At 43.6% G+C, this 20,550-nt stretch carries 22 protein-coding genes; 3 read left to right on the forward strand and 19 right to left on the reverse strand.

What is annotated here, in order from left to right; all coding sequences use genetic code 11:
- Positions 1 to 9: 9 nt before the first annotated feature.
- The 9 genes from rplV to tgt all read right to left on the reverse strand — a co-directional run bounded on the left by rplV (position 10) and on the right by tgt (position 5,725).
- On the reverse strand, positions 10 to 354 hold the full coding sequence (gene rplV, locus HMPREF1150_RS09680) for a 50S ribosomal protein L22 (protein WP_002894484.1): 345 nt from the start codon (positions 352 to 354) through the stop codon (positions 10 to 12).
- 11 nt (positions 355 to 365) lie between these two features.
- On the reverse strand, positions 366 to 647 hold the full coding sequence (gene rpsS / locus HMPREF1150_RS09675) for a 30S ribosomal protein S19 (RefSeq protein ID WP_000533766.1): 282 nt from the start codon (positions 645 to 647) through the stop codon (positions 366 to 368).
- Between the two features lie 85 nt (positions 648 to 732).
- Complete coding sequence (gene rplB / locus HMPREF1150_RS09670; RefSeq protein WP_002894482.1) at positions 733 to 1,566, reverse strand: 50S ribosomal protein L2; 834 nt, start codon at positions 1,564 to 1,566, stop codon at positions 733 to 735.
- A 17-nt stretch (positions 1,567 to 1,583) separates the two neighbouring features.
- A complete protein-coding gene (locus HMPREF1150_RS09665) occupies positions 1,584 to 1,880 on the reverse strand; it encodes a 50S ribosomal protein L23 (protein ID WP_002894481.1) in 297 nt (98 codons plus the stop codon).
- A complete protein-coding gene (gene rplD, locus HMPREF1150_RS09660) occupies positions 1,880 to 2,503 on the reverse strand; it encodes a 50S ribosomal protein L4 (protein WP_002894480.1) in 624 nt (207 codons plus the stop codon). Before rplD ends, HMPREF1150_RS09665 begins: the two co-directional genes overlap by 1 nt.
- 24 nt (positions 2,504 to 2,527) lie before the next feature.
- The gene (gene rplC, locus HMPREF1150_RS09655; protein ID WP_002894479.1) at positions 2,528 to 3,154 is read right to left on the reverse strand and encodes a 50S ribosomal protein L3; all 627 of its coding nucleotides are present in this window, start codon (positions 3,152 to 3,154) and stop codon (positions 2,528 to 2,530) included.
- Positions 3,155 to 3,237: 83 nt separating this feature from the next.
- Positions 3,238 to 3,546, reverse strand: coding sequence for a 30S ribosomal protein S10 (gene rpsJ, locus HMPREF1150_RS09650; protein WP_002894478.1), 309 nt, complete (start codon positions 3,544 to 3,546; stop codon positions 3,238 to 3,240).
- Positions 3,547 to 3,918: 372 nt separating this feature from the next.
- Positions 3,919 to 4,557: a uridine kinase gene (locus tag HMPREF1150_RS09645; RefSeq protein WP_009659204.1), complete on the reverse strand. Its 639-nt coding sequence runs from the start codon at positions 4,555 to 4,557 to the stop codon at positions 3,919 to 3,921.
- A 25-nt stretch (positions 4,558 to 4,582) separates the two neighbouring features.
- Positions 4,583 to 5,725 carry a tRNA guanosine(34) transglycosylase Tgt gene (tgt, locus tag HMPREF1150_RS09640; protein ID WP_009659183.1) on the reverse strand — a complete coding sequence of 381 codons (1,143 nt, stop codon included), beginning with the start codon at positions 5,723 to 5,725 and terminating at the stop codon, positions 4,583 to 4,585.
- 152 nt (positions 5,726 to 5,877) lie between these two features.
- Between tgt and HMPREF1150_RS09635 the strand changes: the two genes are divergently transcribed.
- Positions 5,878 to 6,753, forward strand: a complete 876-nt coding sequence (locus tag HMPREF1150_RS09635) for a DUF975 family protein (RefSeq protein ID WP_009659192.1) — start codon at positions 5,878 to 5,880, stop codon at positions 6,751 to 6,753.
- 17 nt (positions 6,754 to 6,770) lie between these two features.
- Here the strand turns inward: HMPREF1150_RS09635 and HMPREF1150_RS09630 are convergent, their stop codons facing one another.
- From HMPREF1150_RS09630 to polA, 3 genes are all read right to left on the reverse strand, one after another.
- A complete protein-coding gene (locus tag HMPREF1150_RS09630; protein WP_009659190.1) occupies positions 6,771 to 7,283 on the reverse strand; it encodes a kinase in 513 nt (170 codons plus the stop codon).
- Between the two features lies 1 nt (position 7,284).
- On the reverse strand, positions 7,285 to 7,722 hold the full coding sequence (locus tag HMPREF1150_RS09625) for a CoA-binding protein (protein WP_009659198.1): 438 nt from the start codon (positions 7,720 to 7,722) through the stop codon (positions 7,285 to 7,287).
- Positions 7,723 to 7,886: 164 nt separating this feature from the next.
- On the reverse strand, positions 7,887 to 10,529 hold the full coding sequence (gene polA / locus HMPREF1150_RS09620) for a DNA polymerase I (RefSeq protein WP_009659191.1): 2,643 nt from the start codon (positions 10,527 to 10,529) through the stop codon (positions 7,887 to 7,889).
- Between the two features lie 97 nt (positions 10,530 to 10,626).
- Here polA and HMPREF1150_RS09615 point away from each other — a divergent pair, with 97 nt between their 5' ends.
- Positions 10,627 to 11,169, forward strand: a complete 543-nt coding sequence (locus tag HMPREF1150_RS09615) for a histidine phosphatase family protein (RefSeq protein WP_009659209.1) — start codon at positions 10,627 to 10,629, stop codon at positions 11,167 to 11,169.
- A 78-nt stretch (positions 11,170 to 11,247) separates the two neighbouring features.
- Positions 11,248 to 11,724: a YcxB family protein gene (locus HMPREF1150_RS0111045; RefSeq protein ID WP_032905353.1), complete on the forward strand. Its 477-nt coding sequence runs from the start codon at positions 11,248 to 11,250 to the stop codon at positions 11,722 to 11,724.
- Positions 11,725 to 11,771: 47 nt separating this feature from the next.
- Here the strand turns inward: HMPREF1150_RS0111045 and HMPREF1150_RS09610 are convergent, their stop codons facing one another.
- The 7 genes from HMPREF1150_RS09610 to HMPREF1150_RS11390 all read right to left on the reverse strand — a co-directional run bounded on the left by HMPREF1150_RS09610 (position 11,772) and on the right by HMPREF1150_RS11390 (position 20,536).
- Complete coding sequence (locus HMPREF1150_RS09610) at positions 11,772 to 12,386, reverse strand: HAD-IA family hydrolase (protein WP_009659206.1); 615 nt, start codon at positions 12,384 to 12,386, stop codon at positions 11,772 to 11,774.
- Positions 12,383 to 13,660, reverse strand: a complete 1,278-nt coding sequence (locus HMPREF1150_RS09605; protein ID WP_009659197.1) for an MATE family efflux transporter — start codon at positions 13,658 to 13,660, stop codon at positions 12,383 to 12,385. The genes HMPREF1150_RS09610 and HMPREF1150_RS09605 overlap by 4 nt, the downstream gene beginning before the upstream one ends.
- A 182-nt stretch (positions 13,661 to 13,842) precedes the next feature.
- Entirely contained in the window at positions 13,843 to 14,778 is a 936-nt protein-coding gene (locus tag HMPREF1150_RS09600) for a YitT family protein (protein WP_009659199.1), read from the reverse strand.
- On the reverse strand, positions 14,765 to 16,519 hold the full coding sequence (aspS, locus tag HMPREF1150_RS09595) for an aspartate--tRNA ligase (RefSeq protein ID WP_009659202.1): 1,755 nt from the start codon (positions 16,517 to 16,519) through the stop codon (positions 14,765 to 14,767). The genes HMPREF1150_RS09600 and aspS overlap by 14 nt, the downstream gene beginning before the upstream one ends.
- 169 nt (positions 16,520 to 16,688) lie before the next feature.
- Positions 16,689 to 16,901 carry a hypothetical protein gene (locus tag HMPREF1150_RS09590; protein WP_009659177.1) on the reverse strand — a complete coding sequence of 71 codons (213 nt, stop codon included), beginning with the start codon at positions 16,899 to 16,901 and terminating at the stop codon, positions 16,689 to 16,691.
- A gap of 170 nt (positions 16,902 to 17,071) precedes the next feature.
- Complete coding sequence (locus HMPREF1150_RS12190; protein ID WP_009659193.1) at positions 17,072 to 19,837, reverse strand: SA1320 family protein; 2,766 nt, start codon at positions 19,835 to 19,837, stop codon at positions 17,072 to 17,074.
- A 3-nt stretch (positions 19,838 to 19,840) separates the two neighbouring features.
- The gene (locus HMPREF1150_RS11390) at positions 19,841 to 20,536 is read right to left on the reverse strand and encodes a hypothetical protein (protein ID WP_050547162.1); all 696 of its coding nucleotides are present in this window, start codon (positions 20,534 to 20,536) and stop codon (positions 19,841 to 19,843) included.
- Positions 20,537 to 20,550: the final 14 nt, after the last annotated feature.

Genomic DNA, 20,550 nt, shown 5'->3' on the forward strand with positions numbered 1-20,550 from the left:
GTTACCTCCTTATTTTTCTGCAACGACCACAGTGATGTGGCTTGTGCGTTTGTTGATTGGTGAAGCTGAACCTTTAGCGCGCGGACGGAAACGTTTCATAGTTGGTCCTTCGTTTGCGAAAGCTTCAGATACTACCAAGTTTGCTTTTTCCAAACCAAAGTTGTTTTCAGCATTAGCGATTGCAGAGTTCAAAACTTTTTCGATAATGCCAGCAGCTTTGTTTGGAGTGAATTTCAAGATTGCGATTGCGTCAGCGACGTTTTTACCACGAATATTGTCAAGAACCAGACGAGATTTACGAGGTGAAACACGCACTGTACGAGCCATTGCTTTAGCTGAAGTAATTTCTGCCATTTATGTTCTCCTTATTTTCTACGTGTTTTCTTGTCGTCTGCAGCGTGACCTTTGTAAGTACGAGTTGGCGCAAATTCACCAAGCTTGTGACCTACCATGTCTTCCTGGATGTAAACAGGTACGTGTTTACGTCCGTCATAAACTGCGATTGTGTAACCAATGAAACTTGGGAAGATCGTTGAACGACGTGACCAAGTTTTGATGACTTTTTTCTTTTCGTCGTTAGCTTGAGCTTCAACTTTCTTCATCAGATGCTCATCGACGAAAGGTCCTTTTTTAAGACTGCGTCCCATTTTATATTTTCTCCTTTAAATAAGTACCACAGCGGCCTGCGCTGACTAAGCAGCGCTACCGAGCTGGCGGATAGATTGTTTTAAATTATTTCTCGTTGCGACGACGAACGATAAGTTTGTCAGATTTCGCTTTTTTGTTACGAGTTTTAAGTCCAAGAGCAGGTTTGCCCCATGGAGTAGATGGCGCTTTACGACCAACTGGTGCTTTACCTTCACCACCACCGTGTGGGTGATCGTTAGGGTTCATTACAGAACCGCGAACTGTTGGGCGGATACCTTTCCAACGGCTACGTCCTGCTTTACCAAGGTTTACAAGTCCATGTTGTTCGTTTCCGACAACACCAACTGTAGCGCGGCAAGTACCAAGAATCATACGAACTTCGCCTGATTGAAGACGAACAAGAGTGTACTTACCTTCTTGACCCAATACTTGAGCAGAAGCTCCAGCAGCACGAACCAATTCTCCACCACGGCCTGGTTTCAACTCAATGTTGTGAACCAAAGTACCAACTGGGATGTTAGCTAGCGGAAGAGCGTTTCCGACTTTGATATCTGCTTCAGGACCTGAAACGATACGTTGACCAACTTCAAGACCTTTAGGAGCGATGATATAAGCCTTCACACCGTCAGTGTAGTGAACCAAAGCGATGTTTGCTGAACGATTTGGATCATACTCGATTGTTTTTACAACTGCTTCAACAGCGTCTTTGTTACGCTTGAAGTCAATCAAACGGTAGTGACGCTTGTGGCCGCCACCTTGGTGACGAACAGTGATGCGACCGTTGTTATTACGACCAGCCTTGCTCTTCAAAGAAACAAGCAAAGATTTTTCTGGAGTGCTGGTAGTGATTTCAGCGAAATCCAAAGAAGTCATATTACGGCGACCGTTTGTTGTTGGTTTATAAACACGAATTCCCACGATATTTCCTCCTTAGATTATTCTTCTTCTGCACCGAACAACTCGATTGCTTTAGAATCAGCTGTCAGTGTTACGATAGCTTTTTTAGTTTTGTTTGTAAAACCAGTGTAGCGTCCAACGCGTTTTGCTTTTGGTTTTACATTGATAGTGTTAACGTTAGCAACCTTAACTCCTTCAAAAGCAGCTTCAACAGCTTGCTTAATCAAGAGTTTGTGAGCGCGAGTGTCCACTTCAAATACGTATTTGCCTGCTTCGTACTGAGCCATTGAACCTTCAGTGATAACAGGTTTTTTGATTACGTCGTACAAATTCATTATGCAAGAACCTCCTCAATTTTAGAGATAGCTGCCTGAGTAACCAGAAGTTTATCGCTGTTTACGATGTCCAGAACGCTTGCAGTTGTTGCAGTTGCAACTTTCACGTTTGGAAGGTTGCGAGCTGAAAGTGCAGCGAATTCGTTTCCTTCTTCAAGGATAACAAGGACTTTCGTATCGATGCTCAGTGCAGCAAGCACTTTTGCAAACTCAGCAGTTTTTGGAGCTGTAAATGAAAGGCTGTCTACAGCTACGAATTTGTTTTCAGCAACTTTTTCAGAGTAAACTGATTTCAATGCCAATCTACGAACTTTACGTGGAAGTTTGTAAGCATATGAACGAGGAGTTGGACCGAATACGATACCACCACCACGCCATTGTGGAGAGCGGATAGAACCTTGACGAGCACGTCCAGTTCCTTTTTGACGCCATGGTTTGCGTCCGCCGCCTGATACTGCAGAACGGTTTTTAACAGCGTGAGTTCCTTGACGAAGGCTAGCGCGTTGGCTGATGATAACATCAAAGACAACTGATTCATTTGGCTCAATACCAAAGACCGCATCGTTCAGAACTACTTCACCAGCTTCTTTACCAGTTTGGTCAAATAATTTTACGTTTGCCATTGTGACTGATTTCCCCTTTCTTTATTATTTACCAGCTTTAACTGCTGACTTGATAGTGATAAGAGATTTCTTAGCACCTGGTACGTTACCTTTAATCAGGATAACGTTCTTCTCTGGAACAACCTGTACGATTTCAAGGTTTTGAATCGTTACACGGTTACCGCCCATACGTCCAGCCAAGCGTTTGTTTTTGAACACGCGGTTTGGCGCAACTGGTCCCATTGAACCAGGACGACGGTGGTAACGTGAACCGTGAGCCATTGGACCACGAGATTGGCCGTGGCGTTTGATAACACCTTGGAAACCTTTACCTTTTGAAGTTCCTGTTACATCAACAACATCACCAGCTTCGAATGTATCGACAGTGATTTCTGCTCCTACTTCCAAGCCTTCAATGTTTTTGAATTCACGAATGAAGCGCTTAGGAGCTGTGTTAGCTTTCGCTACATGGCCTTTGGCAGGTTTGTTGCTCAATACGTCACGAAGGTCATCAAAACCAACTTGAACTGCGTTGTAACCATCTGTTTCAACTGTTTTAACTTGAAGAACAACGTTTGGAGCTGCTTCAACAACAGTTACAGGGATTAATTCGCCAGCTTCAGTGAAGATTTGAGTCATTCCCACTTTTTTCCCTAAGATTCCTTTTGTCATGAGAAAATGTTTCCTTTTCTATATTTTTTTCAAAAAGTTTTTAACGAGCGTTTTTCATGCTCTGGTTTAGATCAAGCTTTAGATTAAAGTTTAATCTCTACGTTCACACCACTTGGAAGATCCAATTTCATCAAAGCGTCAACTGTTTTTTGAGTTGGATTGATGATGTCGATCAAACGTTTGTGAGTACGCATTTCAAATTGTTCGCGAGAGTCTTTATATTTGTGAGTCGCACGAATGATTGTGTAGAGGCTGCGCTCAGTTGGAAGTGGGATTGGACCCGCAACTTCAGCACCAGTACGAGTAGCAGTTTCTACGATTTTTGCAGCCGCTGTATCAAGTGTACGATGTTCGTAAGCTTTCAAACGGATGCGGATTTTTTTGTTTGCCATCTTTTTCTCCTTTTCGTCTATTTAAGATAATAGGCTAGCTCCACAAGAAAACCGACAGGCGATTGCGTGGCAATGCAACCGAGCGTGTCGCAACCTCTTGCATCAAAGCTACACACTGTATTTTTACAGCACCATAGTATCTTAACACAAAGAACCAGTCATTGCAAGGGATTTGAGTAATTTTTTAATGATTTTTAGGATAATTTTTTATGAAAGTGTTTTCTAAATAATTTATAAGTCTTGTAAATCATTATAGAGAAGAAAATTTAGATTTTTAACCTATTTATTCGAGTTTGTATTCAGAAAATACAAAATCCCACTGACGCACATCAGTGAGATTAGAAACGAAAATTTACCCTTGGCTACTTTGTTTTATAACAAGGGACTGTCCTTTTCGATACGAAAGCTATTGCCCGACTGGCAGATGACAAGGCCGGCAGCTGCTAAATAGGGCTGATAAAAGTGTATATATTGCTCTCGCCTAGCTAGATGCGTCTGCTTTATCCAATCTAGCCTGCGCTCTCGCACAGCCACATCTCTTGCCAAGCGGCGCTCTAACTCAGTCTGGTCGTCCGTGTAAAAGCAAATCGACAAATCAAACAAACTTTCAGGCAAAAAGGCAGCCGACATACCTTCTACTATCAGAATAGGCTTTTGGGCTGATAATCGCAAGCTAGGCGACCAAGCTGTGCCAATGGTCAGAATATCCAGACCAGACTGCAAGGCACAAATATCTCGCTCCAGACTACTCAGTTCATGAACAGCTGGGATACAAGCCGTTACTTTTTGATGAGGAAAATCTTTGGAACTGAGCAAATCTCGATAGTCTCCAGCAATTACATACGGATCTGTTGCAAGTAAATTAGCTCGTTCCTCACCCAAGGCTAGCTGGAGTTTGCGAGCAAAAGTTGACTTGCCCGAAGCTCCATGACCGTAAATACGCAGGGTGTGGTGTTGGTCGTCTGACAGATAAGCTGTCAATCTTTTCAGCAATTTCTCTTCATCAGACATAGCTTCCCCTTTCAAATGGAGTTTCTTAGAAATTTCGGCTGGATTTATTGTAGCCGTAGCGCTCAATAAAGTCTTCACGGAATTCCAGCAGATTGTCATCCATGATGGCTTGGCGCACCTTCTTCATAAGGTTTACCAAGAAGTAGAGATTGTGATAGCTGGTCAGGCGGATGCCGAAGGTCTCGTCCGCTTTGAGCAAGTGGCGGATATAGGCCCGCGTGTAGTTGGTACATGTGTAGCAATCGCAATCATGGTCAAGCGGCGTGAAATCTTCCTCAAACTGAGCGTTTTTAACAACCAGACGTCCTTCGCTAGTCATACAGGTACCATTTCGGGCAATCCGAGTCGGCAGGACGCAGTCAAACATATCAACGCCACGTATAACCCCATCAATCAAGCTATCTGGCGCCCCAACTCCCATGAGATAGCGGGGCTTGTTTTCAGGCAGCATATGCGTTGTGAAGTCTAGCACTGCATTCATCTCTTCGTGAGACTCACCAACTGCCAGTCCTCCAATAGAGTAGCCTGGGAAATCCATGCTAACCAAGTCTTGAGCAGACTGGCGACGCAAATCTTCAAAGCCAGCCCCCTGAACAATCCCAAAGAGACCTTGGTCCTGAGGACGGCGGTGGGCCTTGAGTCCACGCTCTGCCCAACGGCTGGTCCGTTCAATAGACTTCTTAACATAATCATAGGGCTGGTAGAACTGCGGGCATTCATCAAAGGACATCATAATGTCACTACCTAGATTGTTCTGGATGGAGATGGCCTTTTCTGGCGATAGGAACATCTTAGAACCATTGAGGTGGTTCTTAAAAGTTACCCCTTCTTCTGTGATATTACGGCTGTCAGCTAGAGAATAGACCTGAAAGCCTCCACTATCCGTCAGAATGGGCTGATCCCAGTTCATGAACTTGTGCAGGCCGCCTGCACGGGCAATCAGCTCATCGCCTGGCCGCAGCCAGAGGTGGTAAGTATTGGACAAGATAATACCTGAACCCATTTGCTTGAGTTCCTCTGGTGACTGGGTCTTGACTGTCGCTTGGGTCCCAACTGGCATAAACATAGGCGTCGGAAAAGTCCCGTGAGGCGTAATAATCTCTCCCAAACGAGCACCTGTGTGCTTTTCTTTTTTGATCAAACGATACTGAATCGGTGATGTTGACATGTTTCCTCCTGCTGGGAAAAACAGTCCCAGCATTTTTTCTTCTATATAATGAGCAGCAAGTGCTCACAAGATACCGTATGATTTTACCAAAAAAACTTCTATCTGTCACGGGGTATGATATAATGTAACAGACAAATCAGTATGGAGGAATTATGAATCTAAGTAATATCAGAGCTCAGGCTCGTGCCATCCGGAGCCAAACGAATGGGATTTTTCTTTTGTTTGCAGCTCCGACTCTTGCCGGTATCCTAAACATCTTGCTTTCCCTTATTGGGAATCTAAGAAACTCCGTTTCCGACCTGACATTCAGCCAGTTCATATATTTTCTGATTAGCCGAACTCTTTTTCCGACGACCATTCAGTTTATCACGTCTCTCCTGCTGCTTTCTGCTAGCTACACCATGATAACCGTCATCCGCAAGAAAAAGGATGAGGTTCGCTTTTCAGATATTGGGCATCTTTTTACGAGCAAGAACTTCACACCTGTTTTCAAAACCGTTTTGCTCAAGCAACTCTTGCTTTTCCTTTGGAATCTTCCTATATTTTGCGGGAGTCTTCTGTCCGTCTTCAATGCTTATAAGATTCTCAATATTTCGGAAAAACTTCCTGCCCACAATGTGCTGACTGCTCAAAGTGAGGCAGGAAAGCAGATTCTTCAATACACTCCTGGTATGTTACTGGGAAGCCTCTTGATATTGGTTGGTCTAGGCATCACCATCCCTCAGTACTACGCATATTCTCAAGCAGAACTGATACTCTACGACCAGCTTGAGACCGGGAGTTACCGGGGAGCTTTCTATGCTATCCGTCAAAGCCGGAAGCTCATGAAGGGCTACAAGAGAAAGCTATTTATGCTGGATCTGAGCTTCATCGGTTGGAATTTACTGGCCAGAATGACTTACGGTGTACTGAATATTATGGTTCTCCCTTATACAGCGACTGCTTACATTCTCTTCTACGAAGAGTTGAAAAAAGAAAAAGCTATTCTAAACGAAAACAACCCGCAAGCACGGAACTCCTTGTCCTAAGCTTGTGAGTTGTTTTTTTATTTACTATTATAGTCTGTTCTGTCAAGGGCAGAGCGGATTATATCAAAGGCTGCCTCCAGCGAATCCTCATCTGTGAAGAAGGATTCCTCTTCCCAGCCTAAGAAGTCTCGGTCTTTCCACCAGCGCTTCATGTCGGCTGGGGTAAATTCTTCTTGTTTAGCTCTGGTCTGATGGCGACGGACTGTTTCTTCAAAGGATAGGTCATAGTAGTAAGCAAAGACCTGCGGAGCGAAGATTTTTTTCAACCGTTCTAGCATCTGTCCATAAATGTCTGTTTCATAAAACCCTTCTACCAGAACTAGTAAATCATGTTCGTAGCCGAAGCGTGCCAGCGTTTCCGTCAGGTCAATAGACAAATTTCCCGGCTCGACTTTTTCCTTGAGCATGTCCCGTCTAACCGTATCCTGCGATATCAGGAGAGTTCCTCGGCCGTAGTGAGTCTGCAGTTTCCTGGCCAGGCTAGACTTGCCAGATCCGGAATTTCCACGAATGATGACTAACTTAGCCATCTTATTCGCCCAGAATCAAGCGGGTATGTTCGCGTTTAATACAGCGGTCCATGACAATATCATCCCGACCGGCTGCACGCAAAATCTGCTCAGCCTCCTCACTCTCCAAGCCCAACTGAGCCCAGAAAATCTTGGCATCCGTCTGCAGAAAATCAAGTGCGACATCCGGCAAAAACTCACTGCGGCGGTATACATCGACAATATCCACCGGAAAAGGAATATCTTTGAGACTGGCATAAACAGTCTCACCAAAAATCTCACTGCCCGCTGCCCGCGGATTGACAGGGATAATGCGATAGCCCCGATCTTGCATCTCTTTGGATACACGGTTACTGGTCGTTTCTTCACGGTCAGACAGTCCGACAACAGCAATCACTTTGCTGTTTTTCAAATAATGCTTGACGATTGCATCACTGGGATTTTGAAAATGATAAGTCATAGATTTCCTCCTCATTCATAATAAAGCTGGATAATTTTGCAGTGTTTGCGTCTTAACTGAGTCTGAGCTAAAACCTCGGAAAATAGATAATCCGTTCTAGGAGCATCGCTCCTCCGTCCGAATTGCTAATTTTCAGTCGGTTTTGACGCTCTTTGTATCTTGTTTTATTTCGCCTCGTACCATGTTTGGCCGGCATTTTCATCAGCCACTAGTGGAACGGCTAGCTCAATCGCGGCTTCCATGGTTTCTTTGACTAGCTGGCGGACGGCTGTTAGCTCGTCATTGGGCACTTCCAGCACGATTTCATCGTGTACCTGCAAGAGCATGCGCGACTTGAAATTCTTCTCTGTCAGAGCTCGATCCAGATTAATCATGGCGACTTTGAGAATGTCTGCGGCCGATCCTTGGATGGGGCTGTTAATGGCTGTGCGCTCCGCAAAATTTCGGATGTTAAAGTTGCGGGAATTGATGTCCGGCAAAGAGCGACGACGATGGTAAATGGTCTCTACATAGCCCTTATCACGCGCTTCACGAACGATGGTTTCCATATAATTCTTGATACCAGGGAAACGCTCAAAATAGGTCTGGATATAGTCCTTAGCAGCCTTGCGGGAAATTCCCAAATTATTGGCCAGTCCGAAGTCGGAAATTCCATAGACCACTCCAAAGTTGACAGCCTTAGCATTGCGGCGATCATTAGGTGTCACATCCTCTGCCTTTTCAATACCAAAGACCCGCATGGCTGTAGCCGTATGAATGTCTTCTCCATGTTGGAAGGCAGCAATCAGATGTTCGTCCTGCGAAATATGAGCCAGCACCCGCAGCTCAATCTGGGAATAATCCGAGCTGAGTAGTGCGCTATCTCCCCACTCTGGTACAAAAGCCTTGCGAATGAGGCGCCCTTGCTCCAAACGAACGGGGATATTCTGCAAGTTCGGGTCAACCGAGGACAGGCGGCCAGTCTGAGTCAAATCCTGAACATAGCGAGTGTGAATCTTGCCGTCAGATGCTATGGCCTCTTGCAATCCGATAATGTAAGTCGACTGAAGCTTGCTGATTTGACGGTATTCCAAAATCTTAGACACAATCGGTGCAATAGGAGCTAGACGCTCCAGCACATCAACCGCTGTCGAGTAGCCTGTCTTGGTCTTTTTTGTGTACTCCAGTGGCAGCCCCATATCCTCAAAGAGAATGGTTCCCAGCTGTTTCGGTGAGTTGATATTGAACTCCTGACCAGCCAGGTCATAAATCTCCTGCGTTAGACTTTCCAGCGTCTTTTCATTTTCCGCCTGCATGCCCTGCAGGGTTTCCCGCTCAACCTTGATCCCCGCAATCTCCATCTTGGCTAGGACAAAGGCCAGGGGCTGCTCCATTTCAAGCAACAAATCCAGCTGGTCGTGGGAACGGAGCTGCTCTTGCATCGGTTCTTCTGTTTCTAGCAGTACTTGGACCTTACGAGCCAGATGCCCAAAGAGTTGCTCTTGCTCCGGCAAAGCACGCTTGGCTCCCTTGCCATAAACCTCATCATCAGTCGGCAGAATTGTTTGGCCGTAGAGGCGAGCAATAGTCGCCAGCTCATTGTCCTCGACCGTCGAAAGCAGATACTTGGCTAGACGTGCATCAAAGGAGGCTGCTGGTAGTTCGATACCATAATGACTGAGCAGTACCTTGGTTCGCTTGAGGTCATAAGTTTTCAGAGCTGTTTTGGTCAAGAACTCTTGAAAAAGAGGCTGTTGCAGTAAATCGCTGGTGCCGACATAAATCTGACGGCTATCGCCCCAGGCAAGACCAACAATCTCTTCCTTGTGATAGTTGTCACCCAAGATTTCAAAATAGAAAAATTGCTCCGGTGCTAGCATATCCTCTGTGACCTCAGTCACTTTGGTAAATTCAATTGGTTTGACTTCTACTGGCTCTTGACCAGTTCCTAGCTGAGCCTTGAGCTGCTTGAAACCCATCTCGTCATAGAACCTGCTCAGATTCTCTACCTGCGGACCCTTATAAACCAAATCATCTAGCCCGATTTCAATCGGAGCCTGAGTATTGATAGTAGCTAGAGTTTTAGATAAGAAAGCCTTGTCCTTGTCATTGATGAGATTTTCCTTCATCTTGGAAGCCTTGAGCTGGTCAATATTTTCATAGAGATTTTCCAAAGAGCCATACTCCAAGAGGAGCTTGAGACCAGTCTTCTCACCGATCTTGGTCACTCCGGGGATATTATCCGACTGATCGCCCATCAGCGCCTTGAGGTCAATGAACTGCTCTGGCGTGATGCCCATCTTTTCCATGAGATAGGCTGGGGTAAACTCCTCAAACTCGGCCACGCCTTTCTTGGAAATTTCCACCACGGTATTATCATCCGTCAGCTGAATCAAGTCTTTATCGCCGCTGACAATGGTCACATCGTAAGGCACTGCTGTCTTTTCAGCCATCTTGTCCAAGGTTCCGATGATGTCATCCGCCTCGTACTGAGCCAAGTCGTAGTAGTGAATGCCCAAGTGCTGCAGCATTTCTCGGATAAAGGGCAGCTGCTCACGAAATTCATCCGGCGTCTTGGCCCGACCTGCCTTATAGTCTGCGTACATCTCAGTCCGGAAGGTCGTCTTACCAGCATCAAAAGCTACTAGGACATGGGTCGGCTGCACGCGCTCCAAGAGATGATTGAGCATGAGGTGGAAGCCATAAATGGCATTGGTATGCAGACCTGATGGACTCTTGAAACGGTCAATTTGATTATAAAGCGCAAAAAAAGCGCGAAAAGCAACGGACGAACCGTCGATTAATAATAACTTGTTCTTTTTTTCCATAGGTTTATTATAACACGAAAGGCGGACAAAGACAGAAAAGGCGGCGTGGAAAAGGGTAAAAAGTGTCCTGAGATCCAAATTTTGCTATAATCATCCTATGAACAATACCTACTATTTTATCCGTCATGCGCATTCTAACTATACACCTGATGAAATCAACCGACCATTATCAGACAAAGGGCGAGAATCCTTGGCACAGCTTGAATTTTTAGCATACAAATCCATTACCGCCATTTATTCCAGCCCCTATCAAAGAGCCATCCAAACGGTTGAGCCTTTGGCTCAGAGTCTGAAACTCGCTATTCAAACCGACAGACGTCTAATAGAGCGAAAGCTAAGCAGTCAAGCGATTGCCGACCAAGATTTTGAAGAAGCCCTCATGCAACTTTGGTCACAGCCAACATTTTCACTTGTTGGTGGCGAGTCTAATCAACAAGCTCAACAGCGAGCCTTAGCTCTTCTTCAAGAACTGGAAAGCAAACATCAAAATGAGGAAATTATCCTCAGCTCCCACGGCAACCTTATCTGCATTTTACTAAGCGCATTCGACTCCAGCATTGATTATAACTTTTGGTGTGGCCTAAGCATGCCAGATGTGCTGGTTTTAGATAAAAACGAAAAAATCACTCACCTCCTATAAAAGATGGCATCTCCTAGGAAGACTCGGCTAAATCTTATCGCTCATATATGGTATAATAATAAAAACTGGAGGTAAAAGATGTTTCCAATCCGTATTACAACTCTTCTGACTGAAGAAGTTTATAAAAGATTTTCATGGGCTATTCTCATACGACGAAAAGGATTTGTATTATACATAATCATACTGATAATCGGGCTGTTCACCTACGTAATGCTCGGCCCATTAGAGGAAAAGATAATATCCATCATATTGGCTCCCCCTATTTGCGCCTCCATGTACTATTTTGGCATGAATTATCAGATTAAGAGAGCTTATCAAAAAAATCCTTTATTTCAGAACATGGAAGTCACTCTGATATTTGACAGAGAGGCTTTTATAGCAAGAAACATACGTGGTGAATTTCGCTATACCTATGATGATATTGTCAAGGTCATTATGACAAAGCAAGATTTTTATATCTTGATAGGGGAGAGCACTGGTTTCGCAATTGAAAAAGAAAACTGTTCTCCAGAGGCTCTTGAGTTCTTGCTAGAACTTCACATTGAGCATATGTAAAAGAAAAAGCAGGCTAGACTGACAGTAGATCAGTTCTGGTCTGCTTTTTATTTTGTAAATAATTGCTTGATATCCACCAACTTCTCTATTTTCTGATTGATTTCTGGTCGGTAGTCACAGAAGTTAATGCTCTGAACGCCACTGTTGACAGCAACATCCACATCCAGCGTCCGGTCGCCGATATAGTAGGTTTCCTGCTTATCCAGGCCATATTTCTCAAGCAGATAGTCGACACCTTCTGGGTGGGGCTTGCGCTCAAAGCCGTTGGCTGTTGTGATGATTTCTGTAAAATAATCATGAATACCCAAGTCTTTCAAGATTTGATGGGCATTGAGTCCTTTGTGGGTATAGACAAACTGGGCAATGCCCTGCTCTTCAGCCCAGACCAGTATCTCCACAGCCCCTTCCATCAGATGGACCTGAGCATTTTTCTCCTTTAGACTTGCTCCACGGAAGGCATTCATCTCAGTAGCGTCCAGACCTTTCTCAGATGCCACTTCCTCCAAGAGCTTCTGGACAGAGTGCTTTAGGATATAGCTGTGGATGCTCGCTCTGTCGAAGTCCAGACCATAGTGAGCATAGGTTTCCTCAATCCCTGCCAAAATAGCATCGTAGGAGTCCAGCAAGGTGCCGTCCAAATCCCAAATAAACGCTTTTGTCATGTGATTTCCCTCATTTTTCTGTCAAATAAAACCTTTAAAAATAGCCAGCGGAAGCCATTGTCCAAGAGCATCCCAGTCCAGACTCCTGGCAGACCCAAGCCAAAAGTCACTCCCAGCAAGTAACCGACAATAATGCGAATCAGCCATATGCCAACAGTCGTGGCATAAAAGGGCAGTCTGGCATTGCCCAGCCCCTGCCAGATGGCGGTGTAAATCACGGTTCCGACTGCCATGGGAGTTCCCAGCAGGGAGAAAAGCATGACCGAAAGGCTGGCTGTGATAGCTCCGCTATTGTCCGTATAGAGCAAGGTCAGCGGCCGACCAAAAGCAAAAATTCCTAGAGCCACGGGCAGCATGCAAGCAAAAGACAGCCAGAAGGTCCGCTGACGAATCAGACCGACCTCTTTCATATCTCCCTCACCTACTGCATGGCCTACCAGCATGACTGTTGCTGTTGCGACCCCGAAGATTGGCATATAATTAAACTGAGTCAAGACTTCGCCGATGGCATTCCCCGCTACTGCGTCCGTCCCAAAGGCGACCACAATGGCGATAATAACTACATCACCCGCCCGCATCATGAGCCGCTCTCCAGCAGCTGGCAGAGACAGGCGCAAGAGCTCTCCATCTAAGCCCCAGCGCCAGCGAATTGTGGACAAATCCAGCTCCCACCAAAGAATCAGCACACCGACCAAACGAGCTAGCACCGTCCCCAACGCTACACCAACAATACCAAGCCGAAAGACGTAAATCCCCAGACCGGAAAAGAGAGCGTTGAGGACATTAGTCAGAAGACTGACATACATGGGAAATCTAGGATTGCGCGTGACCCGCACTAGAGCCCCAAAGGAAGTCATCAAGCCTAGCAGAACAATAGTCCCACCAACCAGAGCCAGATAAAGACCGCCTGCTTCAGCCACTGCCTTTTCTGTCCCCAGAAGGTCCAGCATCTGCCTGCCAAAGATCAGGGAAATCAGCCCCAATAAAAGGCTCAGAAGCAACGTCAGCTTGATAGCCTCGGCTGTATGATAGGCCAAACGCTCCTTGTCTCCTTGAGCCAGAGTCTTGGAGATGAGACTGGAAATCGCAGCCCCCAGCGCGATAAAGATTGCCTGATAAATCGTAATGATGTTGCCGGCTACCGAGACTCCAGAGATTGCAATCAGCCCAAGACTGGCCACCAGATAGCTGTCGACCATTCCCATGAGCATCTGCAAAAAATTCTCCGCCATAGCCGGCAAGGCGATATTCATGATTTTTTTATAAGTCGTCATTATCTAAAGATCTCCTGCATTTGTATATCTTTTCTTACTTGAGATTTCCACCCTCCACCATAGAGAATAGAAAGCGGTGGGACTATTGTCCTACCGCATATGAATCTCCTATCATAAAACCTCGTTTTAAGCACAAACTCCCGCACTATACCGCTTTGCATTCCCAAACTCAATGAATACCTTCACTCCTCAACAAAGAGTCCCAAGATATGGACATTGTCTGCGACGGAAACGAAGGCAGCTGGGTCTGTATGCTTCATGATTTGCTTGAATTCATTAAACTCAGCTCGGGTGATAACCGTCACCAGAACAGCTTTTTTCTCATGATTATAAGTTCCCTCAGCGCCATGAATCACTGTCGCCCCACGATGCAGCTTGTTGTGAATCTTATCAATCACCCTATCTGGATGACTAGTGATAATCATAGCTTGCATGCGCTTCTGCTTGGTAAAGACAGCATCCGTCACTCGACTTGATACAAAAATAGTAATCATGGAGTACAGCGCATATTCCCAGCCAAAGGTCAAACCCGCAATCAGCATAATAATCCCATTGACAATCAAGGAAATATTCCCGACATTCCGGCCTGTTTTTTTCCGAACAGTTAGACTTACAATATCAGTCCCACCGCTTGAAATGCTGGACTTAAGGGCAAAGCCAATCCCCGTTCCCATGACCACACCACCGAAAAGGGCGTTGATAATAGGGTTATCAGTCAAGGTCACTTCCGGCACAAACTGGATAAAAAGCGAGCTCATGGTAACCGTGATAAAGGTAAAAATGGTAAACTTATGCCCAATCTGGTACCAGGCCAGGATCATCAGCGGAATATTGATGGCGTAAAAAGTCACAGAAACCGGAATGGTAAAACCTAAAAAACGAGTACTGAGGGCAGTAATGACCTGCGCCAGACCAGTCGCCCCGCTGGAATAAACATGCCCCGGCTGAAAGAAGAAATTGACTGCGACAGCCGACAAAAAGGCATAGACAAGCGAGGCAGAAATCTTCTCATCGTACTTCTCACGCGAGATGCTCTTTAAAGACCGCAAAATCTTAAAATTATAAGCAAACCTGCGGACATAATAGCGAAAGAGTTTGTAAAAATTAGTCTTCTTCATGTGCTTCCACTTGTAAACTTAATTCCTCTAGTTGAGCAACCGACACTGGGCTAGGCGCCTGTGTCATTGGATCAGAAGCCTTGTTATTTTTCGGAAAGGCGATGACTTCGCGGATATTTTCTTCACCAGCCAAGAGCATCACAAAGCGGTCCAAGCCAAGTGCCAAGCCGCCATGCGGTGGAAAACCATAGTCCATAGCCTCCAGAAGGAAGCCAAACTGCTCGGCAGCTTCTTGAGCTGAGAAGCCAAGCGCCTTGAACATCCGCTCCTGCATGTCTTTCTGATTAATCCGAAGACTTCCGCCGCCTAACTCATAACCATTGAGGACGATATCATAAGCCACAGCGCGTACCTTGCTCAGGTCGCCTTCCAGCTCTTGTTCAGAATCTTTCTGAGGCAGGGTGAAAGGATGGTGGGCACTCATGTAGCGGCCCTCTTCTTCTGACCATTCAAACATGGGCCAATCAACCACCCAAAGGTAGTTAAATGTATCAGGGTCAATCAAGTTCAGCTCTTTAGCTAAGCGTACACGAAGAGCTCCCAAAGCAGCGTTTGCCACTTCCAAAGTATCAGCCACAAAGAGAACCAGATCATTATTTTCAAGCTGTAAAGCTTCTGTCAACTGACTTGTCAAGCCTGTCAAGAACTTAGCAACTGGACCAGTCAGCTCACCATCAGTCACTTTCACCCAAGCAAGACCTTTAGCACCATGCTGTTTCGCTTGCTCTGTCAGCTTATCGATATCTTTGCGAGAGTATTTATCTGCAGCATTTTTCACCACGATAGCCTTGACAGCTGGAGCTTCTGAAAAGACCTTGAAGTCAACTCCCTTGACAAGTTCTGTCAAGTCCTGCAACAACATCTCAAAACGAGTATCAGGCTTATCAACCCCATAAAGAGCCATGGCATCATCATACTTCATACGAGGGAAAGGCAGAGAAACATCAATACCTTTGGTCTCTTTCATGACACGAGCAATCAAGCCTTCTGTAATGTCCTGAATCTCCTGATCAGACAAGAAAGAAGTCTCCAAGTCAACCTGAGTAAACTCTGGCTGACGGTCACCACGCAAGTCCTCGTCACGGAAGCATTTAACAATCTGGTAATAACGGTCAAAACCAGCGTTCATCAAGAGCTGCTTGGTAATCTGCGGACTCTGTGGCAGAGCGTAAAAGTGCCCCTGATGAACCCGACTAGGCACCAAATAATCACGTGCTCCTTCTGGCGTTGACTTAGATAGGAAAGGCGTTTCCACATCAAGGAACTCCAGCTCATCAAGATAATTGCGGATAGAGTGAGTCACCTTGGCACGGAGCTTGAAGTTTTCCAGCATCTCTGGCCGGCGCAAGTCCAGATAACGGTAACGCAAACGCGTATCGTCATTCACCTCAATGCCGTCTTTGATTTCAAAAGGCGTCGTCTTAGCTGTATTTAAGACAGTCAGGTTTTCCACATGCAGCTCCACACTTCCTGTCGCCAGCTTATCATTGGCCTGCTCACGCGCAGCCACCTTTCCTGTCACTTCCAGCACGTACTCACTGCGCAGGCTTTCTGCTGTTGACATGACCTCAGCAGCCACAGTCTCAGGATTGATGACCAGCTGCATAATGCCTTCGCGGTCGCGCAAATCAATGAAAATCAGACCACCTAAATCCCGACGGCGGGCTACCCAGCCCTTCAAAGTGACTTCCTGACCAACATGCTCCTTGCGGACACGCCCAGCATACATAGAACGTTTCATCTTTACTCTCCAAATTTTTAATTCTGTTACTATTTTACCACAAAGCGCCTAAGAAAGCCCTTCTGTCCGTTCTTTTTCTGAAAAATATTAAAGCTCCTCATGACTAATGCTGACATTTATGACAAAAGGCCTGAGGCGAAGACCCCAGACCCACTGTCTACTCTATAGATTATTCCTTTTTCTTACTATCCTCATAGAGACTGGGCGCAACCGCTTTTGTCACCATGGCCGTCACGAAGCGAAAAACTCCCGCTGCCAGACCAAAAATCGGCGCTAAAGCGCGGAAGAAAAAGTCTCCCCGCACAAATAAACAAAGCAGACCTGTAATCACAAAGATAGCCAAACTCTGCACTACAACCACCAATAATATTTTCTTCATCATTCCCTCGACTTTCTATAGACTATTATAGCATAAGGGGGAGGAATGGGAGAGGAAATTTTTGTCTTTTGAGGAACAACAGAGGATACAAACATGGTGCAAGGGAAAGCCACCTGAATTTGATTTTCAACTCTTTTTTATATGCATAAAAATTGCATTATTTCATTCATCTTCTAAGGTAACCATTCTTGATTTTTCGCTTGTTCCCATATCTCACGTTGTTTTGAACGTGCGTGAATTTGTTGGTTAACACTTGACTCATTATCTCCAAAACAATCATTAATTACATTCGTTACGTTAGACATTAAAGTAACCATATCGTCTAATTTATAACTTAATGCATTAACTGCAGCACCTGAACCCAGGCTTGCCAATTGACTTTTAAAATTAGTAAAACGAGTTATTAAGGAACTTAGTACAGCTCCAATTGCTTTTTGGGAACGTACAATAGATTTTAAATTAGCTGCTCCATAAAATGCATCCTCCATCCCATTTCGAAACGGCTGATAAAAACCTCCTAACATTGAAACAACCACATTAATAGTCGTTGCAGCTTCTGTAAGTTTAATATCTATTGAATTAATATCATTTATCGCTACAGAAATCGCAGGAGATACAGAAATTTGTTGACCAATAGTACCATAAGGCTTTTTCTTACTTCTTGGTCCGTTCATCGGAGCATAATAAATCATTTGCGGAAATTCATTATTTAAATTCTGCAAGTTCACTTTCGTGGCTGTCATAATTTTGTTAGAAGCAGCGATTGTCTTTTTCGCAATATTTAAATAATTACTAAAAGCTCCAGACATTGCCGTCGCAAGCTCTGTCGCTTTTACATCAATTTGATTATCAAAAGCACTCACAACATCTCTATCATCAAAGATTCCGCTCTCCTCTAAATAGTCATTATAATTTTGTGATATGCTTGTATCAACTTGTGGAACTGCACTAAAATCAAAAGATTCTATGTTCGTAGCAAGCCCACTATCTGTACCTTCTACTGCTGAAAGAATAACACTAGCAACTGATACTGTATATTCTATACATTCTATAATTGTTTGAATATTTTGTGATAGGACATTTAATATTTCATCTATAGCTTGTGGTATTCCATCAGCATAACTCGAACGGCTTTCCAAACCTTGGGTGGTTTTCTCAATCATACCCTCAAATGAGTTAATAAGCGCCTGCCCTCCTTTTGCTACAGGGGTTGTTAAATCAGCTTGTGGCCATAAATTACCGACATTGCCGAAGTTTCCGCCATTAAGAGATGATGGTACATTATTTTCCGAACTTAAAAGAGGAAAAGATGCATTAATTGATATATCTAAAATTAAATCAGTTGCATCTGTTACCATTTTATTTAACTTACTAGTAGTTGGGCCATGATGCCAATCATTGCCTTCGGAATCATAAAAAGCATAACCTGAACTAATTCCAATCGTATCAAACTTCCTAGAAAAACTACTTGGTTCGTAATTAGAAAGTGTTGTAATATTGCTCCGGATATCTCCATATTTTGAATAAGATTCATCAATTTTCTTGATAGCACTAATCAAACTAATAGACTCCATATGACTTATGATAGATTCTTTTAAATTAGTTCTCCTATTAGACAAACTATTTACTACACTATCATTAGAAGCTATTGTTTGATTTGTCAAAGCTAATAACTCTCCTGCCTGATTCAAGCAAACATTTAAATTAGTTATCAATGCTCTCATTGACTCTGTATCCAGCGCGATTTTATCTTGTCCACCTCGCTTAGGAAGGAGATCTCGAATCGTTGTATTTCCCGGTGTTACTGCAAATTCTAAAACGCCATCATCATCTAAGTCTACTCCAAAAATTTGTTCTACAGCAACTTGTCGAGAAAGCTTCATAGCCTCCAAATTTTCTTTATAGGCCTTCATATTATGATAAATTGGTAAATCAATCGCAATGACCTCTCCCGGATAGATTGTATCTCTTGTGATGCCTAAAAACTTTAGGATTTGAGGTGTAAATGTATCCACCATACTTTCAAGCCAATTAATATCAATTGCTTGGCCTCCAAAATTTATCTCACCCTCTCCCTGAGCCCATGATATATTAGTTAGAATATCTCTAGTGGAAGAGAATGTTATAGAACTTCCCGTATATTGTTTCACTAATTCCTGTATTCTCTTATTCTCTTCTTGAGCATCTTTAATTGTTTGCTGTGAAGGATTTTTTAAACGAGACAAATAATCCCAATACTGCTTCAATAATGTATCGTCAGGAAGTTTAGTTCTAACATTACCAGTTGGAGCACCATTATAATATAAGTCTAGATTGAATTTAAATTCTTCGAAATTTTTACTCTTGCCAACAACTTGCTTAAACCAATCAGCATCTCCACTCGCAACCATTTCCTGAGCTGTCTTACCATTAACTGACTGTGGAGCACCTTGAAAGCCATAATTATAGGGAACTTGTCTTTCCAAGGCTACCCTACCACCTTGAAATTCACCATAAGAGTGACCTGTTGTTGTTGTAATATAATATCCCTTACCCTCTATCTTATCATAAAAATCAACAGCAGGCTGGCTCATCTTCTTGAGATATAATGTGTCATTCAAACCAATTGCTAAGTCGGTAATGATATCCTTTTGACCGTCCGCATTGAAATTTGTTCCAGCATAAGCAATATAAGTTTCTTCAGTTAATTTGTCATAAACTGCAATTGCTGCAACACCTGTGTCTCTATCATACATTGACCCAACGATTTCAGTATTTTTTGGTACTTTCGTTTTACCTACAGCCATATTATCTATAACACTAGCATTATTTATCGTTTTCCAAATCATTGTCTCACTTACTTTTTGAGCAGCAGTATAGGTGTTCTCATATGTATAAACAGCATCAGATATCTGTGCAGCTACATCTACACGTCGTTCAGTTTTCTCTAACTCATTCATATTCTATTCCTCCCCTGTTTCTTTAAAATCAATATGATTTAAAACACTAATATATTGTCCATTCTCAGCTTCAATACTGATATCCACAGAAAATTCTCCATATCCTCTATTAGTTAAAGTAATACTCACATAACTCTTACTCTTAATATTATAATTCTCTTTTATCTCTTTTACAAAATCAAGGTCATCATTAGCTTTATAAGTAATGGTTTGTAAAGTTGTCTCTGGATGATCTTTTTGAATTGAAATAATCGGTAATTTTCGAAAGACTCCCTCATGAATCTGAAGATTAAAAAGCCGCATATCATACTCTTGTGGGACTTCTTCTAAATAATTTAAGTGCTCATTCTCATAAATCACCTTATAAAGAGTTGAATTTGGCTCCCCATCATTATAGCCAATATTATAATTTCCCTCTAATACATTACCTTTTCTTTCTAAATCTATTTTATGGTGTTGTAAAGTACTTGAGGGATTCTCCTGCTCCAATAAATAAGAGCTATATTCTTGAACAGTCGATAAATCTTTCTTTTCTGCTGCTAAAAAGTCAAAGAAAGGCTTGAAGCTATTTTCCAGAACATATTCTTCCTCTGTTCGATTTTCAGGAACCGAGGAATTTAGTGTCCTACATCCGTTTAATGTTATCATTATTAATATTCCTCCTATAATTGTTAATAGTATTTTTAGAGCTTTCTTCATTTTGAACTCCTTTT

Source organism: Streptococcus sp. AS14 (assembly GCF_000286495.1).
Lineage (GTDB): Bacteria > Bacillota > Bacilli > Lactobacillales > Streptococcaceae > Streptococcus > Streptococcus sanguinis_P.